Source organism: Sulfoacidibacillus ferrooxidans, assembly GCF_022606465.1.
GTDB lineage: Bacteria > Bacillota > Bacilli > Alicyclobacillales > SLC66 > Sulfoacidibacillus > Sulfoacidibacillus ferrooxidans.
Genome location: NZ_JALBUF010000001.1, coordinates 726,352 through 742,971 on the forward strand (window position 1 = coordinate 726,352; position 16,620 = coordinate 742,971).

The window sequence follows — 16,620 nt, forward strand, 5'->3', positions numbered from 1 at the left end:
TATCAGAAATACTGATTATTCATTTGACAACAATATTTCCTCATCAGACACAGCCATGAGCGCCAAATGTTCCCGTTCTTCCTCTTCGCGCAAGGCTGCTTCCCGTTCATCTTGATCCAACCCCATGACATGAACTTTTTTCTCAACGTCATGAGTTAGTTCTTGCAAAATTTCATACCCATCAATCCCTACAACACCCGCTTCATCCTGCAATTTGTGCAACATCTCATGCATAATAAACAATAGATCATCACGCATAGAAAGCAGGCGGTCGCGCACCTCATGTGGCATCTCATCACGCATAGCGCCAATGTAATGCTCAGCAAAAGCCTGATGTCGAGCTTCGTCCAGTATAATTCGCGTAGATAACTTCCCAAATAACGTATGAGGGAATGTTTTGCGAAATGCACCATAAAAGTTTTTGGCAAATAAATCGCTAATCAGAATACCAAATAACCAATCAAGGCGATTTTTGGATTTTAACAAACGATAATGATACCGAAACATCTCTCTTAGATTCCGTACCTCTAATGGCCTTCTGTCTAATAACCGGTATACTTTCGTCAGCATCTCAAAATGGCGCGCCTCATCTAACATAAACGTAGTAATATACAACTGTGCACTCGTCTCATGGGCCTCTGCAAAGTGCGGCAAAATCGTCGATGCTCCGAGCATTGCTGTTTGTTCACCAAGATATACAGGAGTTAAGATGTGGGCAAATGCAGTTGCTTCTGCTTCATCTAGATGGAAAGGTAGCTCCCAATCAAAGTCATTTGAAGACCACTGACCTTTCACACCTTTATGAAACAACTGTAAAATTGGGTCGTTTTCTTTGAGATCAGGATATATCCGCAACGTAATCGCCCCCTCGCGCGAACCTCTATTGTATCATTTTACTCCGTGAACAGGGGACAGACAACATTCACACATGATCTGACTCAAAATACACACATACCCCTATCGCCTGTAGTCCACATGAAGATCTGTGAGAATCGATTACGCGATCTTCATCTCCTAATGAACACCTATCCTCTCATCTGTCGTTTTTGTTTTGGCCTCTCTCCTTCACCAGGAGTAGCTACGACTTGTCGTACTGGCAAGAACGTTTTAGACCGACTCGCCCTCCGTTCCTTATCTGCACCTACTAAAAACCACAAATTAGCTCCCATGACTAACAATGCAAACCCTATCCACAAGATCATAAAAGCCCCAGATTGATTCCACATAAAACGAGGTAGTCGAGGAATCATGAGATACAACATACCTAGCACAGCGATCACATAAGCCAAAGATACACTTTTTTTTGCATGTTTAGTCGGTCGAAACACAGTACGCCCCCCATTTCTTCATAAGACAAGTTCTCTGGCTGATACATATGCAACACCTTTGTGATTTTAGACTTCATTTGTTCACATGTGATCATTCGTACAACAATCATCATGCATAAAGGGCATTACTGGGGCAAACAATAGCACAGAAATCAATGATTATGAAGTCCAAGGAGGTAACGAGATGAATCAAACCCCAGAAAGTAGTATTAAAAACTCCGTGGAGCGAGCAGTCAACTCAGGCGAGGTCCTTGATGACTTTAGCAGATGGCGTGAGTTCCTTGGAGCACAGGTGCAACGCGCAGAGGGCATGGGTGTGTCTGAACAGCACATTGACGATGCCGCCTTTAAACTAGGGGATTATCTTGCGGATAAAATTGATCCAAAAAATCCACAAGAACGACTTCTAAAGGAAATGTGGGACTGCAGCCCAAAAGAAGACCAACGTGCACTTGCACGCATCATGGTTAACATGGCATCAAGTCACACGACCCATTAAAAGACATACGCTCGATCAAACTAATTGCGTTAAAAACAGTAAGAGCAAAGATGATCGGCACGATCGTGCTGATCATCTTTGCTCCTTTATCACATGTATGTCGGGGATTAAACAGTGAATGATTCCCCTGGCTTTAACACTTTTCCGTCGATACCCTTATCTGCAAGTTGGTGCACAAAAGATGCTGCATCTTGTGCGATCAATGGAAATGTATCATAGTGCATAGGAATCACAGTCTTTGCCTTCACCCACTGCGCAGCAATCAAGGCATCCTCTGGACCCATCGTAAAATTATCTCCAATGGGCAAAGCTGCAACGTCGATGTCATTGAGTTCACCAATCCATTTCATATCCCCAAATAACGCCGTATCCCCTGAGTGATAAAACGTCTTACCTTCTGCTGTAAATAAAATTCCAGCTGGGTTCCCTCCATAGATCATGCCCGATTCGGTTTCAATGGCTGAACCATGGAAGGCTAATGTCAATTTAACACGACCAAACGGAAAAACATGCGATCCACCTAAATGCATCGGATGTGTCTTCACACCTTGTGCTGCTAGCCATGCAGCTAGCTCATACACAGCAACAACAGTTGCTCCTGTGCGCTTTGCAATAGCAACTGTATCTCCCACATGGTCGGCATGAGCATGTGTCAATAAGATGGCATCTGCCTTTACTTCATCAGCTGCAATCGACGAATTAGGATTACCCGATAAAAATGGATCGATCAACAGATGATGAGACTTTGTTTCAATCGCAAAACTGGCATGCCCCAAGTATGTAAGTTTCATTGTCATACACTTCCTTCTGTCAGTTCTGGCATGATCGTTATTTCTTCAAGCGCATCAGAAAGGATTTTTTGAATGTCTTGAATAATCATCCCGAATTGATACTCTGCGCGCAAATAATCGCGAACGGCAGTGTGCAGTTGTAAAACGTCGTAAAGTTTCTGTAAATCTTCTTGATCTTCTTGCGTTGGCTCTTGACCCAATAACCGGTTGCGTTCAAATTCCAACTGCTTCATATGAAAATCGGTAATCATTCGTTTAGCTTGATCATCACCAGAAACTTGGTCTACTGATTGTTTCATCGTTCTGTATTCTTCTGATTCGCGTAGTGCACGTACTAACTCATGTGCTTTATCGTAAGGATTCATCGAATGCCCCCCACACGTCTTCATTCTCATTCTTTATAAGTATAATCCATGTTTTCGCAACAACAAAGTTAAACATATCGACCGTTGTTTCACTCATTCCATAATCATTTTTATAGAGGTTGTTCAAAAAGGGATCAGAACTCCCCGGCGCATTGCAGCGTCAGCGCCAAGAACGCTCCCTCACGTACCCAAAACGTACGCTCAGTCCACATTCTTGGCTCGCTTCCTTGCACTGCGCGGGTCTTACCTGCCCCCTTTTTGAACAGGCTTTTAAAATAAAGAAAAAGTTTCTTTGTCCACGTCTTTATTTCTGGCATAATAGAGTCATTATGGTGAAGTAATATCTCGAGGAGGACGACCCCACTTTATGCAAGATCATTCTGTGATGACAGCATTAGATGAATTGACGATTACTACTTTGCGTACACTGTGTATCGACAGTGTTGAACGAGCAAACTCTGGTCATCCTGGCCTTCCTATGGGAGCCGCCCCGATGGCATACACGTTGTGGCATTCCTTTTTACGGCACAATCCTAAAAATCCTTCATTCGTCAACCGGGATCGCTTTGTCTTATCTGCAGGCCATGGCTCTACCCTCCTGTATAGTCTTCTCCATTTATTTGGATACGATCTATCCATTGATGATTTAAAACAGTTTCGTCAATGGGGGAGTAAAACACCTGGGCATCCAGAACGCGGCCATACACCTGGCGTAGAGACCACTACTGGACCATTAGGACAAGGAATTGCAAATGCAGTGGGAATGGCCATGGTCGAACGGTTTCTTGCCGCTACATACAATCGCAAAGACTTTCCCTTATTTGATCATCACACCTACGCTCTTGTTGGAGACGGCGACCTCATGGAAGGGATCTCCTATGAGGCTGTTTCATTGGCAGGACACCTTGCTTTAGATAAGCTCATCGTCCTCTACGATTCGAATGACATCTCCTTAGACGGACCAACAGATAAAGCATTTACAGAAGATGTTCGCGCTCGATTTATAGCTGCACAGTGGAATGTTTTACGCGTTGATGATGGAAACGATGTAGTGGCTATAGAACAAGCATTACATACTGCACAGGCGCAAACTGGCCACCCAACCTTAATTGAAGTGCGAACCACCATTGGTTTTGGTAGCCCTGCACGCCAAGGCACTTCAAAGGCACATGGTATGCCACTTGGTAGTGACGAGGCGCTTCTAACAAAAAAAGCATACGGATGGAACTATACAGAAAGTCATACAGTTCCAGACGAAGTGCGCCAATATCTTGCACCATCCATTGCAAAAGGCATTCAACTTGAACGCGAATGGAATGAACTACTGCAACGTTATACCGTACAGTACAGCGATTTGGCACGCGAAATTGAACTTATCGTCCATGGTCGTCTTCCAGAAAACTGGGATGCCGATCTTCCTACCTACACGAAAGATTCATCGGAATTAGCTACGCGTCAAGCATCTGGTCAAGCCATTAACGCTCTTGCAAAACACATACCTAACTTATGTGGAGGTTCTGCCGACTTAGCCTCTTCCAATGAGACGACCATGAAAGAGGAGACTGTGTTCTCACCGGAAAACTACGGTGGACGCAATATTTGGTTTGGCGTGCGCGAACATGCGATGGGGGCTATTTTAAACGGGATGGCTGCACATGGCGGCGTACGCGTTTATGGTGCCACCTTTCTTGTCTTTTCTGACTATCTACGCCCTGCTATTCGTTTAGCTGGCTTGATGAAATTACCCGTAACTTACGTTTTTACTCATGATAGCATCGGTGTAGGCGAGGATGGACCGACACATCAACCGATCGAACAACTTGCATCATTGCGTATGATACCAAATGTCATTCTTATTCGCCCAGCTGATGCCAATGAAACCATTGCGGCTTGGCGCTATACGATGAGTCAACAAGAACATCCAGTTGCGCTTGCACTAACACGTCAAAAGTTGCCGATTCTCCCTGGCACCGATCAATCTGCAACAGATGGTGTCGCACGAGGAGCCTATATCATCAGTCCTGAGCATAAAGAACACATTGATGTCATTCTCATCGCTTCTGGATCAGAAGTAAGCCTTGCCTTGGAAGCAAAAAAACAATTAGAACAACAAGACGTATCTGTTCGCCTTGTAAGTATTCCCTCCTTTCAACTCTTTGAGATGCAAGAACAGGCGTATCGAGAATCTATTTTGCCAACACAAGTCACTGCTCGAGTTGGCATCGAGATGGCACATCCTTTTGGCTGGGATCGCTATGTTGGTTCAACGGGTGAAATCATTGCCATTGATCATTTTGGCGCTTCGGCCCCGTTACCTGAATTGATGAAGCACTTTGGTTTTACAAAAGAGGCAGTCATACAGGCTGCGCTTCGCAGTATGGAAAGGGGTAAAGCATAGTGGCTTCTTCTACACGCTTGCAAGAACTGATCGCTCTTGGACAGAGTCCTTGGCTTGACTACATTCGTAAAGACATGTTGCACAATGGAGAATTGCAACAACAAATTGCACAAGGACTCTGTGGAGTAACGTCCAATCCGTCCATTTTCGAAAATGCCATTGCAAAAAGTGAATTGTACAAAGAAGATATTCAGCAACTTGCACAGTCTGGTGCCACTTCTATTGACATTTACGATTCCTTAGTAAAGGCAGATATTTCTCTTGCGGCAGATAGTTTACGCCCTGTATACGATGCATCAAAAGGCGCAGACGGTTATGTAAGCTTAGAAGTACCACCGGATTTATGTGATGACCATGAGCGAACAGTTGCTGAAGCAAAACGATTATGGCAGTGGATCGACAAACCCAATTTGATGATTAAGGTCCCTGCTACTTCGCAAGGATTATTAGCCATCGAAGAACTCATTGGCGAGGGCATTCCCATCAATGTCACGTTGCTCTTTACGATGAATGATTATCGACAAGTAGCGAGTGCCTATTTGCGAGGATTAGAACGACGTGCTGCAAGTGGTCAAGAACTCCACTCCGTAGCATCTGTTGCAAGTATTTTTGTGAGCCGTTTAGACACTGCCATTGAAGGATTGGCAGCGGAAAAGGACGTCGCGGACTTAATTGGCAAGGTTGCTGTGGCCAATAGCCGAGCCATCTACAGAGAATTTTCTCGGATGTTTTCCAGTCATCGTTTTGCAAAGTTACAAGCACTTGGCGCACATGTGCAACGTCCGTTGTGGGCATCTACCGGTACGAAAAACCAAGCATTATCAGATGTACTTTATATCAATGAACTTATTGGACCAAACACAGTCAATACGATGCCCCCCGCAACATTAGCCGCATTTTTAGATCATGGTGTAGCTAAGCTAGAAGTGGATCAACATGCTTCTGAGGATGTCGGAGTGCTTGCACAATGTGAAAAAGCAGGCATCGATATCGAAAGTCTAGGACAAGAACTAAAGCAAAAAGGACTTGTTCAATTTAAAGATTCATTTACTCATCTCATGGCTGCAATTGAAGAGGCTATGGCTAAACATAGCTAATGTCCTACACTTAGATTGTCTTGGCATGGCATCAATACTATAGAAAAAGAGTAGCAGTTTCGCCTATCTTGTGCGAAACTGCTGCTCTTTTTGCATCTCTACTTTAGAAAGCACATCGTGTACTACAACGAATTATGCTACTTTTGCCGTGCGATCCACTTGTGGTCTTTTTCCTAGCTTTGAAAATGCCATATATAGAACAGCGGCAACAACAAAACCTACATAGTAAGAAATATCACCGAGTTGAGGTAATTTTGAAGCAATCAAACCTGTAAATAACGTTTGATTAAAGAAGAGACTAGAAACGGCAATCGCAATAATAAACGACCACAATCCCGCTCGCACCCGCCCACTGCCTTCGTAAAAGTCACGAATATTGTGGCTGTTCTTTCTGTGCATAACATAGTCGACAATCACAATAGCAAGCCAAGGGCTGACCCAATAACCGAGCAATAACAAAAAGTTATTATAACTGTTGTAGTAACCTTCTGCCCCTGCGAGATATGAGAGAACGCCTCCAAAAACACCGAGTAATAAGGCCGCAACCCAGCGTTTTGGAGCAATCGCACGCACCCACTTCACGTCGATGGCAAGCAGCGATAATGATCCAGAATAAATATTGAGGACATTGGCAGTTACTGTACCTAAGATAATGGCGAGCATCGCTAGAACTACTAAGAAATGAGGCATCAACCCAGTAACCAAATCTGTTGGTGTTGTAATATTTTTCACGGTAGCTAAGCCAGCACCTAAAAACTCAAGCCATACTGCTGGAATCACATTACCCCAAAAAGCAGAGTGAAATGCTTTTGCAGATGATGTATTTTGGGGAAGATAGCGACTATAGTCAGAGCTAAAGGTTAACCACCCCATCATATACGACAACGAACTACCAATTGCTAATACAAATGATCCAAATAAACCACTATAGAGCGGAGCTTTCACATTTACAGGAATCGAAAAATGAATATGTCCCATTGCATATGCAGTCACTACGATAAATATAACGGCTAGAAATAGGGCGGATATACGCTCCACAAAATGAATAAGATTATGTCCATATACACTTACGACCGCTTGAATAATAATCATGATCAGCAAATCAGGTGCAAACCCAATCGGGAGCAGCCACTGCAATGCAAATACCCCTAATACAGTATTGACAGCATACCAACCAATTCCGGAAATAAAATTAAGTAATGAGGGAAGAAAATTACCGTAAAATCCAAAAGCACCTCGAGACTGAATCAACTGAGGAATGCCCCACTTATAGCCAAATGTAGTGAGAAATCCAATGGCTGCAGCGCCAACCATGGTGCCTACAATAATTGAAATGGCCGCCTGTGCCAAATTCAAACCAAACAGACCTACAGACAATGCACCTAAAGTTAAGGTCGCGAATTCTAAATTGGCGCTAAACCACAGCGTAAACAGGTTACGCGCTTTGCCATGTCGTTCATTTGAAGCAATCGGATCAATGCCATGGGGCTCTACATGCAGGACTTCTTCTCCATAATAGTTCTCATTTACTGACTCCATGGGAACCTCCCTCATTTTATAAAGATCTTTATTTGTCGCTACTTATTATGATACGGATCTATTGGATTCAGTCAATAGAAAACACGAACATATCCAGATAAAATTTAATAATCGTTCGTATAAATATTAGATTCCTTATAAAAAATATGAAATTATACCTTAATAAGGATTAAATTTACTTTTATGAGTTCCGCATATTGTTACATCCTTTTACACAATCTATTTTTACGGGAGGTGGTTCAGCTATGCTGAGTGGAGTAAAGTGTACCGTGGATCAATGCGTATATAACCAATCCCTACATTGTACAGCTGCATCGATTCTCATTAAAATTCAAGGAAACGATGTAGTAGGGACAAGTCGTGGAACATTGTGCGATACTTTCTCCTATCGGAATCCTGATCACCATAATACCCATACGTAACCACTATACGCCGGAAGGGTATTTACCCCTCCGGCGTATAGTTTATAAACCGAACCTCATAAAAACTTGCGCGACATTTTTTTGCCGTCATACGTAAAGAGTACAGCTCTTCCTTCAACAACTGTCTCTAAATGAATGGGTCTGCCCCATAATCGATAAATATAGGGCAATGTTTTCTCTGTATATTTCACATCAAGTTCCATTCCCTCATACGCATGATGCAAATACAATTCTCCTGACAACTGATAGTCTCCATTTTTCACTAAAATTACTGGATACCCACCATTGACACGAGAAGCACTGAGTTTATCCCGTATTTTTTCCCAATCCTTTTCAACGACTCTCCATTCGCTGCCTACCTTCTGGTAAAGATACAGATCAAGTTCTTCGACTAATTCTCGTGTCAAGTAATTGCGTATAAACGAAGCGTCATTTTCAGTTTCCCGAACCTCAAACATTTTTGCTCGACCTTGACCTTTTTTTCTGCCAAATCGTTTTTGTTCTTCTTCTGTTGGGGAATCATATCGTTTTTCAATATCTTCCCATATTTTTACTCCAAGCAGATAGGGATTGACACTCGTTCTAGATGGCAGAACCACGCCAGAATGCGTATGTGCAAAATCAAGCCCCTCTGCATCAGTTAATTCTATTTCTCGCATAATGCGCAAGTGCCAGTACGTCGCCCAGCCTTCGTTATGCAAATATGCTTACAGAATCCCCTGATGCATGAGCGCCGTAGATCTGTAGTTGTTTTCTATTCCTGCAACCGACCAAGATAGAGATTGAGCCATTTTTGCATAATCTCTGGCGGCATCTTGCCTTTAAAACGAAGTAAGAAATCATCAAACGCAGTTTTCATATAACTGGATATAGCCCCGTAATATGCAATATCCATTGTTCCTCCATATAAAGTATTCGACCGGATCAACATCGCCTTACGTTTACCCATGTTCATAATACAAAAAATTTCTGGTTCATACGACGTAATCTTACCACTACCTGTTATTTCTGCGCGAATGATACTTGCAACTGTATCACCTTGCGCTACAGCTAAATGTCCAAGTTTTGGAACTGTACGTGCAGCTCCATCCCCGATAGCAAAGATATTCGGGTAGTCTAGATGGCGAAAGTTTTCATCCGTGGGGACAAAGCCAACTTCATCACCCAATTCACTTTCTACAATCACATCAGCTCCGCGATAAGATGGAATTAATACCGTCAAAGCAGATGGCAATGAACTACCGTCTGTAAACATTACTTTGTCAACTTCTAAATGATCAATCGTTTTTTTAGTTACGACACCCACTTCATGCTTCTTGGCAAGTGCCCCAAATGCCTCATGAACTTTGTCTCCAACATCGTCAAAAAAGATTTCGGCTGGACTAAAGCAAGTAATCGTCGACTGCTCGCGAAGCCCACGTTTACGAAGTTCTACGTCGATCATAAACGCAATTTCCCCAAGTGGACCCTCACACGCAGCTTCTAAGAAGGGGACATCCGGTGTGCGCGTTCCTTGCACCATCGGAGCAGAACCCAGAACAACATCTCCGCCTTTAAAGTTTTCAATGGCAGTATATAATTGCGGAGCCAAGATATCGGTGCACATGGAGTATCCGTATTCTGTGAAACCTTCAATGCTTGAAAAATCTTTCTTACCTCCTAAAGCGATAATCAGCGTATCATAGGCAACCACTGCTGCATCCTCAAGGTACACCCGTTGCGCTTTTGCATCAATCCGATGTACGCGACCTCGAATAAACTTCCCGTAGGATTCAATCACTTTTCGCAAGGGAAAAACTACATCTCGCACCGATTTTTCACCGAGCGCAACCTCTGGTAATGATGGCTTAAGTAAAAAGGTTTCTCTTTCATCAATGACCGTAATGTGAACATCATGAGACGATGCCCATGTGGCCAAATGATGAAAAACGGTCATGCCGCCAAACCCGGAACCCAAAATTACAATTTGATGCATAGGGTAACATTCCTTTCTATATCATGAACTTTCTTATCTAAAGAAAGTATCTTCAAGTTGGCATGATGCGATGCGATAAAGCTTGTTCTAATAAACTACATTATTGGAAGAAGAAGTTTTATGCCAACTCCTATGAGTAACACGCTGTAAGCGTATTTGACCCACTGTGGTTTTGCCTTTTTAGCCATGAGCGTACTTCCGATAAAAGCTGCAACAATGACTGCTACCGATAGAACGCATATAGTAACCCACGATGTATCTACATGTCCGATTCTTGCTACAAAACCTGATGCACTGGACAGCGTCACAATGAATGCAGATGTGCCGACTGCACGCTTTGTAGGATATCCCAGCCACATCAATAATGGACTAATGAATGTTCCTCCACCAAGTCCTAACATAGCGCCCACAAAAGCAGCAATCCCAGCAACAAAGATACCGATTAAACGATGCTTGGTTGTCAGAGTATACGCCTTAGGCTCTATCTTTTTGGCACTGATCAATGTGCGAATGCTTGCAAAAAATATCATGAGGACAAGTAAAAAAATTAACAACTGATCATCTACCCTATGCGCTACTATGCTACCAAGTGGTGCAAGAATCAGTGCCGCTAATGACATGGGCCAACTCCCACGCCAATCCACCAGCTTATTGCGCGCATACGTGATCAGTGCAACGAGTGTTGTCAGCCCATTTAACAAGATCCCTATCGGTTGCGCCACTGTCTTTAGAGGGTAGCCAAACCACAACAGGATGGGGACATGAAGCATCCCCCCGCCCATCCCAAGCATGGCAAAAAGTGCTGACACGATAAAAATGAGAGAAGTGGCATAAACCAGCATCTACAATCACTATCCTCTGCGGTTGACGTGAGCACGAAAGCATGTGTCGCAATACAACTGGCCGTCAAGTTCTTTCTCGTATCCCTTAACAACCATTTCTCCACAATCGGAGCATTGCACATCATTTGTCTATCTTCTGAATCTGTCCTGAAAATGGAAGATAACTTAGGATATCGCGCTGACATTGATAGATAGTAAACTTACCCTCACGCCGACCTTGTATGACGCCTCCTTTGACAAGCACCTGTAAATGATGATTCATGGTTGAAGTCGGTACATCTAACCCGTCAACCAATTCGCAAAGACACAGATCGCGAATCAGCAGAAGTGCGATAATCTTCAAGCGCGTCTCATCACCGAGTGCCTTATACATAAGCGCCAAGCGATGAAGGTCTGAAGTATCGTGTGAAGACAGATACGTTTCCTGTGCTTCTTGCACAAGCAGAGACATCTCTTCTCCCAGTACAGGGCAAAAGCTTTGGGATATATCGTTCTCTTTGGATGTCATCATTCATCGCTCCCTACTTCATTACTATACAACTATATTTCTAGTTTTATAGTGTTATTACAGTGAAGAAACCATGGCTAAAGCTTGTCGATAGCCTCTTGTTATCTATCACTTTTCACACAACAGACGCAGATCTACATCACGTTGGTCCTAGTAAAGGCGCTAAGCAGCATTCTGCTAGCGCCTTTATCTATTCAACACATGCTCTTTTATATAAATTCAATCAGAAATTCCTGAAGTTGCTTTGCGATAGCATCGCGCACTTCGCGAAACTTAGCAGCAATCTCCTCTTGCGAACCAGTGGCGCGTGCTGGATCTTCAAAACCCCAGTGTAGCCGTCTCACATGTGGGGGAGTCATGGGGCACCGATCATTGGCATCACCACATAGTGTGATCACAACATCAGCGCGATTGAGCAGTTCATCATCAATTAATTTTGATGTATAGTGTGAGATATCGATGCCTATTTCATTCATGGTAGCCACTGCCAGCGGATTCAATCCGTGTGCTTCGATTCCTGCACTAAAAATCTCCGCTTTTCCTTGTGCGATATTCTTTGCTAATCCCTCGGCGATTTGGCTGCGACAGGAGTTCCCTGTGCATAAAAAGTAAATGATAGGCATACTCATATTCTTTATCTCCTTTTATCAGCTACAGATTATGGATCTACGAAGAGGCAAACCATCAACAACTTCATCACATCGCACAGTACTGGACACTCTAAGCTAAGCACTTGTTATCCGATGATCGTCATCCAAAGATATAATCCAGATAATGTGATGAACAATGTCGGTATCGTCAAGAGAATACCCGTTTTAAAATACCTGCCCCACGTGATCGTAATGCCTTTTTTACGCAACACATGCAACCATAACAGTGTCGCTAACGATCCAATCGGTGTAATTTTGGGTCCTAAGTCGCACCCGATGATATTGGCATATACAAGCGCTTGATGAAGCACACCTGTAGCAGACGTAGAATGAATGGCCAACGCATCAATCATCACAGTCGGCATATTGTTCATCACACTAGAGAGACCCGCCGCAATCAATCCAGTCGCCACTGTCCCCGCGAAGATCCCGCCATGTGACGCACCTTGTATGACATGTCCTAACAGAACAGTTAATCCTGCGTTACGCAACCCGTATACGACAACATACATACCAATGGAGAAGACTACAATGGCCCATGGCGCTTCTCGAATGATATTCCACGGTTTAATCACATCCGTTTTTTTACCAGCTATGAGAAATACAATCGCGATCGTTCCTGCCACAAAGGATACTGGAATGTGCAAAATCTCTGTAAAAATATAGCCAACTAGTAACACAGCAAGGACAATCCAAGAAAAGCGAAATAATCCTTTATGGATAATGGCAGATGAGGCGTCAGGTACATCCTTTGGATCATACCGCCTAGGTATATCGCGTCGAAAATAGAGGTAAAGCACAGCGATACTCGCAATGAGTGAAAATAAATCAGGTACAATCATATGTACCGCATACCCAATAAATCCAATGTGGAAATAATCAGCAGACACAATATTGACCAAATTACTAACAATGAGTGGAAGTGACGTGGTGTCTGCAATAAAACCACTCGCCATAATAAATGGCAACATTTTTTTCGCATCAAACTTGAGAAGCTTTACTTTCTCAAGCACAATTGGCGTGAGAATAAGCGCCGCACCATCATTGGCAAAAAAGGCCGACACCATGGCTCCAAGTACAATGACATAAAGAAACACTTTGTGTCCATCACCTTTTGCAGCGTGCGCCATTTTTAGCGCCGCCCACTCGAAAAAACCGATCTTATCAAGAATGGTTGACGTAATGATGATAGCTACAAAGGTAAGCGTAGCATCCCATACAATGGTCGTAACGGTCCACACATCGCTAAAGGTGACTACATGAAACAGGAGTGCAAGGACTGCTCCGCCAAGTGCACTCCACCCAATCGATAACCCTTTAGGCTGCCATATAACAAAAACTAACGTGACTAAGAAAATCCCAATTGCAAGTTCTGCCATCTCATGTCTCCTCACTCATTTACAGGTGACACTGTACACGCAGTCCCTGTGTTTGTAACCTGGCGATTTCCTCTGACACATCTGGTAACTCGCCAATGAGTTCCTTCATCATAGGAAATGTCGATTCGTCAAGTGCATAAAATACCCACTGTGCCGTTTTTCTTTCTGTGACAAGTCCTGCTTGGCGCAACTTGCGAAGATGTTGTGAAATACTTGGTTGCGACATATCAAACACTGCAACGAGTTCACATACACATAGCTCTTCTTTAGCTAAGAGAGCCAATATGTGCAACCGAGTCTTATCAGCTAACGCTTTATACACATCTGCCATCTCTTCAAAAGGGTCAGTCATCTCTGCACATACCCCTCTATCTTCTCATCGCCAATCATGTTCATGCCAAACTCCCGTAACAACTGGGGTCCTATCACTTCTTCATCCTGTAACGGGGCAATAGCCAGTGCAACTCCCTGATGACGCAAGCGAAGTTGTGTGATCTGTTTCTGTTGCTGTAAAAGTCTTTTCCCAAATAGTCGACTACTTTGCGCTTCAGGTGGAAGCACCTGATTGACAATGATCGCCTGTGTGGGCACATCCGTGCGATTCAGATCTGCAATGGCTCGCTCCATTTCTGCAATCGGCGTTGTTTCCGCCAATGTGACAAACATAATCCCTGTCTCTTCAGGGTTTTGCAGAGTAGCAATCGCCGCTCGCATGCGCGCTAACTGTGCTTCATCAAGTGCGGCTGTTTCTGCCGTAAACGCTTCTTTGCGCTCCAAATCGGCTTCATAGTCAAACGACAACTGTAACAGTCGAATGGTATGACCAGTCGGTGCCGTATCAAACACAGTCACGTCAAATTCCTTCTGTAACAGGTAGTCTAAAAACTCTTGAAAAACCGCTACTTCTTCCGTACAGGGGGAGTTCAACTCCTCCCCCACACGCAACACCGTTTGCTCATCGCCAAACTGCTCTTTCACCGAATGCAACACTTGCTGTTTATAAGTGTCAAAAGCAGCTTTTGGATCAATGCGAGCCAGCCACAACGTCGATTCTGAAAAACGCGTAGGCGTTGACGTGACGGGCATTCCAAATAACTGCCCTGTGTGTGCAGCAGGATCGGTCGTCACAAGAAGCGTATGATATCCCTGTTCGGCCAAAAACATCGCGGTAGTTGACGCTACCGTAGTTTTCCCGACGCCACCTTTCCCGGCAAAAAATATCCTTCGCTGTCTTCCCTTTTGAGGTGCAATCAATGCTACCGGAAGTTTGTCATAAGATAATAGCATGGTGTAGATCCTCCGAAACTTGGTGTAACATCGTTAATCCTTTTACCTCATCTGCATAAAGCGGCATCTGCCCAATGGGTCCTTCAAAGCGCTTCCTGACGTCCACTAGATATGGAATTTGTTTTTCGTATCTGCGCCCTGAATACGGATGTGAACGTTCATCTTCTGGAATCACGCCGTTAATAATCACTTGTTGATTGACGATACCAAGCCGATGTATCTCCTCCGAGGAACGCAGCATTTCCTCGACAGACAGTTTAGCAGCCTGTGTTACAAAGACAAACGTAGTGCTATCTGGATCTTGCAAAGTCTGTACAGCGTGATCATATTGCGCTTTCGAGGCCATCAATGAATCGGCACTTCCAATGCAGGTCTGACCGCTCCCCTTTGCACTCTCCTCAATATGAATACTCCAACTCCCAGGCAATTCTAATAGGCGAAGCGTATGACCTGTAGGTGCCGTATCAAACACGACATAGTCATAATCAGGTTCATTCATCCGCGCAATAAATTGATCAAACGTTGCAATCTCCTCTGTGCATGGGCCACTCATTTTTTCTTCCATAGAACGCAGCACTGCTTCCGGAAAGCGTCCTGCAAGTGGTGCTAATGCACGGTCCTTATAAGCGCGCAACGCATCTTCAGGGTTAATCTCTTGTAAAAATAGATGGTTTACCCCAGCCACTGGTTGCGCTTCTGCCCCTATGGATTGTTCAAAAACATCCCCAAGATTGGAAGCCGGATCGGTTGTCACAAGCAAAGTTCGCGCACCATCCGAAGCGAGCATCAGCGCTGTGGCACATGAAAGGGACGTTTTCCCAACACCGCCTTTGCCCGAAAATAAGATAAACTTTGTCATGACCTCAGGACTCCTTAACGGCTATGATCTCATCAAGCGTGGGATACCTACCACTACTATACAGTTCTCCATCTACAGTCACGATCGGCAAACATGCCATACCTTCTTGTAGCACCCGTTTGTAGACCTGTTCCTGTTGTGTAAATTGCTCGGGATTTCGGCTGAGCATATACCTTACTACCTCGTGTCCATGTTGCTTTAACCACTCTACCATCTCACCCACACGAATTAACTCCGGATCAGGAGATGCACCACAAACACCTGTTTGGCAACACATTTCTGGATCGTACAATTCAATGTTCATCCTTATCACCCTTCCCAACATTAGCAATTGCCTGATCCACAACCGCAAGAAGATCCTTGTACTTCGATGACCTCTAATTCCTCTACTTGCTGGCGAACCATCTTCGTTGCAAGCTCATCGAATGTCAACGTCGCTGTAAGTTTAACTCCGCGCACTGTTGTCAATACTTCTTGCAATTCATGCTCTGAAATGCCTACCTGTTTCGCCGCGGCGATTTGTTTTTCTAGGCAAGATTCACATCCCAAGGCAAATGCTGCCGCCACTTGTAGTAACACTTTCGTATGTTCATTCATCGAACTCTCTCCTTCATATTATTATATAATTACATACTTATATAATAATGCGCAGCCCCCAGGCTGTCAATCACCATTTTCACT

Annotated in this window: 20 protein-coding genes and 1 pseudogene; 4 read left to right on the forward strand and 17 right to left on the reverse strand. The window is 43.9% G+C overall.

Features of this window, described 5'->3' with window-relative positions:
- Positions 1-15: 15 nt before the first annotated feature.
- Both MM817_RS03555 and MM817_RS03560 read right to left on the reverse strand, forming a co-directional pair.
- The gene (locus MM817_RS03555) at positions 16-855 is read right to left on the reverse strand and encodes a ferritin-like domain-containing protein (protein ID WP_241712051.1); all 840 of its coding nucleotides are present in this window, start codon (positions 853-855) and stop codon (positions 16-18) included.
- Between the two features lie 170 nt (positions 856-1,025).
- Complete coding sequence (locus MM817_RS03560) at positions 1,026-1,328, reverse strand: cbb3-type cytochrome c oxidase subunit I (RefSeq protein ID WP_241712052.1); 303 nt, start codon at positions 1,326-1,328, stop codon at positions 1,026-1,028.
- A 184-nt stretch (positions 1,329-1,512) separates the two neighbouring features.
- Between MM817_RS03560 and MM817_RS03565 the strand changes: the two genes are divergently transcribed.
- Entirely contained in the window at positions 1,513-1,827 is a 315-nt protein-coding gene (locus MM817_RS03565) for a DUF3243 domain-containing protein (protein ID WP_241712053.1), read from the forward strand.
- 107 nt (positions 1,828-1,934) lie between these two features.
- On the opposite strand, the gene MM817_RS03570 is transcribed toward MM817_RS03565, so the two are convergent.
- Together MM817_RS03570 and MM817_RS03575 are read right to left on the reverse strand one after the other, a co-directional pair.
- Complete coding sequence (locus MM817_RS03570) at positions 1,935-2,618, reverse strand: metal-dependent hydrolase (protein WP_241712054.1); 684 nt, start codon at positions 2,616-2,618, stop codon at positions 1,935-1,937.
- 2 nt (positions 2,619-2,620) lie between these two features.
- Complete coding sequence (locus tag MM817_RS03575; protein ID WP_241712055.1) at positions 2,621-2,983, reverse strand: YlbF/YmcA family competence regulator; 363 nt, start codon at positions 2,981-2,983, stop codon at positions 2,621-2,623.
- Between the two features lie 367 nt (positions 2,984-3,350).
- On the opposite strand from MM817_RS03575, the gene tkt reads away from it, so the two are divergent.
- Both tkt and tal read left to right on the forward strand, forming a co-directional pair.
- Positions 3,351-5,381 carry a transketolase gene (gene tkt, locus MM817_RS03580; RefSeq protein WP_241712056.1) on the forward strand — a complete coding sequence of 677 codons (2,031 nt, stop codon included), beginning with the start codon at positions 3,351-3,353 and terminating at the stop codon, positions 5,379-5,381.
- Complete coding sequence (gene tal, locus MM817_RS03585; RefSeq protein WP_241712057.1) at positions 5,381-6,478, forward strand: transaldolase; 1,098 nt, start codon at positions 5,381-5,383, stop codon at positions 6,476-6,478. The genes tkt and tal overlap by 1 nt, the downstream gene beginning before the upstream one ends.
- Positions 6,479-6,610: 132 nt before the next feature.
- On the opposite strand, the gene MM817_RS03590 is transcribed toward tal, so the two are convergent.
- On the reverse strand, positions 6,611-8,017 hold the full coding sequence (locus MM817_RS03590; RefSeq protein ID WP_241712058.1) for a purine-cytosine permease family protein: 1,407 nt from the start codon (positions 8,015-8,017) through the stop codon (positions 6,611-6,613).
- 245 nt (positions 8,018-8,262) lie between these two features.
- Between MM817_RS03590 and MM817_RS03595 the strand changes: the two genes are divergently transcribed.
- Entirely contained in the window at positions 8,263-8,439 is a 177-nt protein-coding gene (locus MM817_RS03595; RefSeq protein WP_241712059.1) for a DUF1540 domain-containing protein, read from the forward strand.
- Positions 8,440-8,495: 56 nt separating this feature from the next.
- On the opposite strand, the pseudogene MM817_RS03600 reads toward MM817_RS03595, so the two are convergent.
- From MM817_RS03600 to MM817_RS03650, 12 genes and pseudogenes are all read right to left on the reverse strand, one after another.
- A pseudogene (locus tag MM817_RS03600) lies at positions 8,496-9,134 on the reverse strand (SpoVR family protein); the annotation flags it as partial.
- Positions 9,135-9,193: 59 nt separating this feature from the next.
- Complete coding sequence (locus MM817_RS03605; RefSeq protein WP_241712060.1) at positions 9,194-10,414, reverse strand: NAD(P)/FAD-dependent oxidoreductase; 1,221 nt, start codon at positions 10,412-10,414, stop codon at positions 9,194-9,196.
- A gap of 95 nt (positions 10,415-10,509) precedes the next feature.
- A complete protein-coding gene (locus MM817_RS03610) occupies positions 10,510-11,256 on the reverse strand; it encodes a sulfite exporter TauE/SafE family protein (protein ID WP_241712061.1) in 747 nt (248 codons plus the stop codon).
- A 9-nt stretch (positions 11,257-11,265) separates the two neighbouring features.
- A complete protein-coding gene (locus MM817_RS17385; protein ID WP_419723358.1) occupies positions 11,266-11,376 on the reverse strand; it encodes a TraR/DksA C4-type zinc finger protein in 111 nt (36 codons plus the stop codon).
- Position 11,377: 1 nt separating this feature from the next.
- Positions 11,378-11,767 carry an ArsR/SmtB family transcription factor gene (locus tag MM817_RS03615; RefSeq protein ID WP_241712062.1) on the reverse strand — a complete coding sequence of 130 codons (390 nt, stop codon included), beginning with the start codon at positions 11,765-11,767 and terminating at the stop codon, positions 11,378-11,380.
- 206 nt (positions 11,768-11,973) lie between these two features.
- The gene (gene arsC, locus MM817_RS03620; RefSeq protein WP_241712063.1) at positions 11,974-12,393 is read right to left on the reverse strand and encodes an arsenate reductase (thioredoxin); all 420 of its coding nucleotides are present in this window, start codon (positions 12,391-12,393) and stop codon (positions 11,974-11,976) included.
- A gap of 107 nt (positions 12,394-12,500) precedes the next feature.
- Positions 12,501-13,793 (reverse strand): arsenic transporter, encoded by a 1,293-nt coding sequence (locus tag MM817_RS03625; RefSeq protein ID WP_241712064.1) that lies wholly within the window; start codon positions 13,791-13,793, stop codon positions 12,501-12,503.
- Between the two features lie 19 nt (positions 13,794-13,812).
- On the reverse strand, positions 13,813-14,145 hold the full coding sequence (locus MM817_RS03630) for an ArsR/SmtB family transcription factor (RefSeq protein WP_241712065.1): 333 nt from the start codon (positions 14,143-14,145) through the stop codon (positions 13,813-13,815).
- Positions 14,142-15,080 (reverse strand): ArsA family ATPase, encoded by a 939-nt coding sequence (locus MM817_RS03635; protein ID WP_241712066.1) that lies wholly within the window; start codon positions 15,078-15,080, stop codon positions 14,142-14,144. The genes MM817_RS03630 and MM817_RS03635 overlap by 4 nt, the downstream gene beginning before the upstream one ends.
- Positions 15,064-15,939: an ArsA family ATPase gene (locus MM817_RS03640; protein ID WP_241712067.1), complete on the reverse strand. Its 876-nt coding sequence runs from the start codon at positions 15,937-15,939 to the stop codon at positions 15,064-15,066. The genes MM817_RS03635 and MM817_RS03640 overlap by 17 nt, the downstream gene beginning before the upstream one ends.
- A gap of 4 nt (positions 15,940-15,943) precedes the next feature.
- Entirely contained in the window at positions 15,944-16,243 is a 300-nt protein-coding gene (gene arsD / locus MM817_RS03645; protein ID WP_241712068.1) for an arsenite efflux transporter metallochaperone ArsD, read from the reverse strand.
- Positions 16,244-16,263: 20 nt separating this feature from the next.
- Positions 16,264-16,536, reverse strand: coding sequence for a carboxymuconolactone decarboxylase family protein (locus MM817_RS03650; protein ID WP_241712069.1), 273 nt, complete (start codon positions 16,534-16,536; stop codon positions 16,264-16,266).
- Positions 16,537-16,620: the final 84 nt, after the last annotated feature.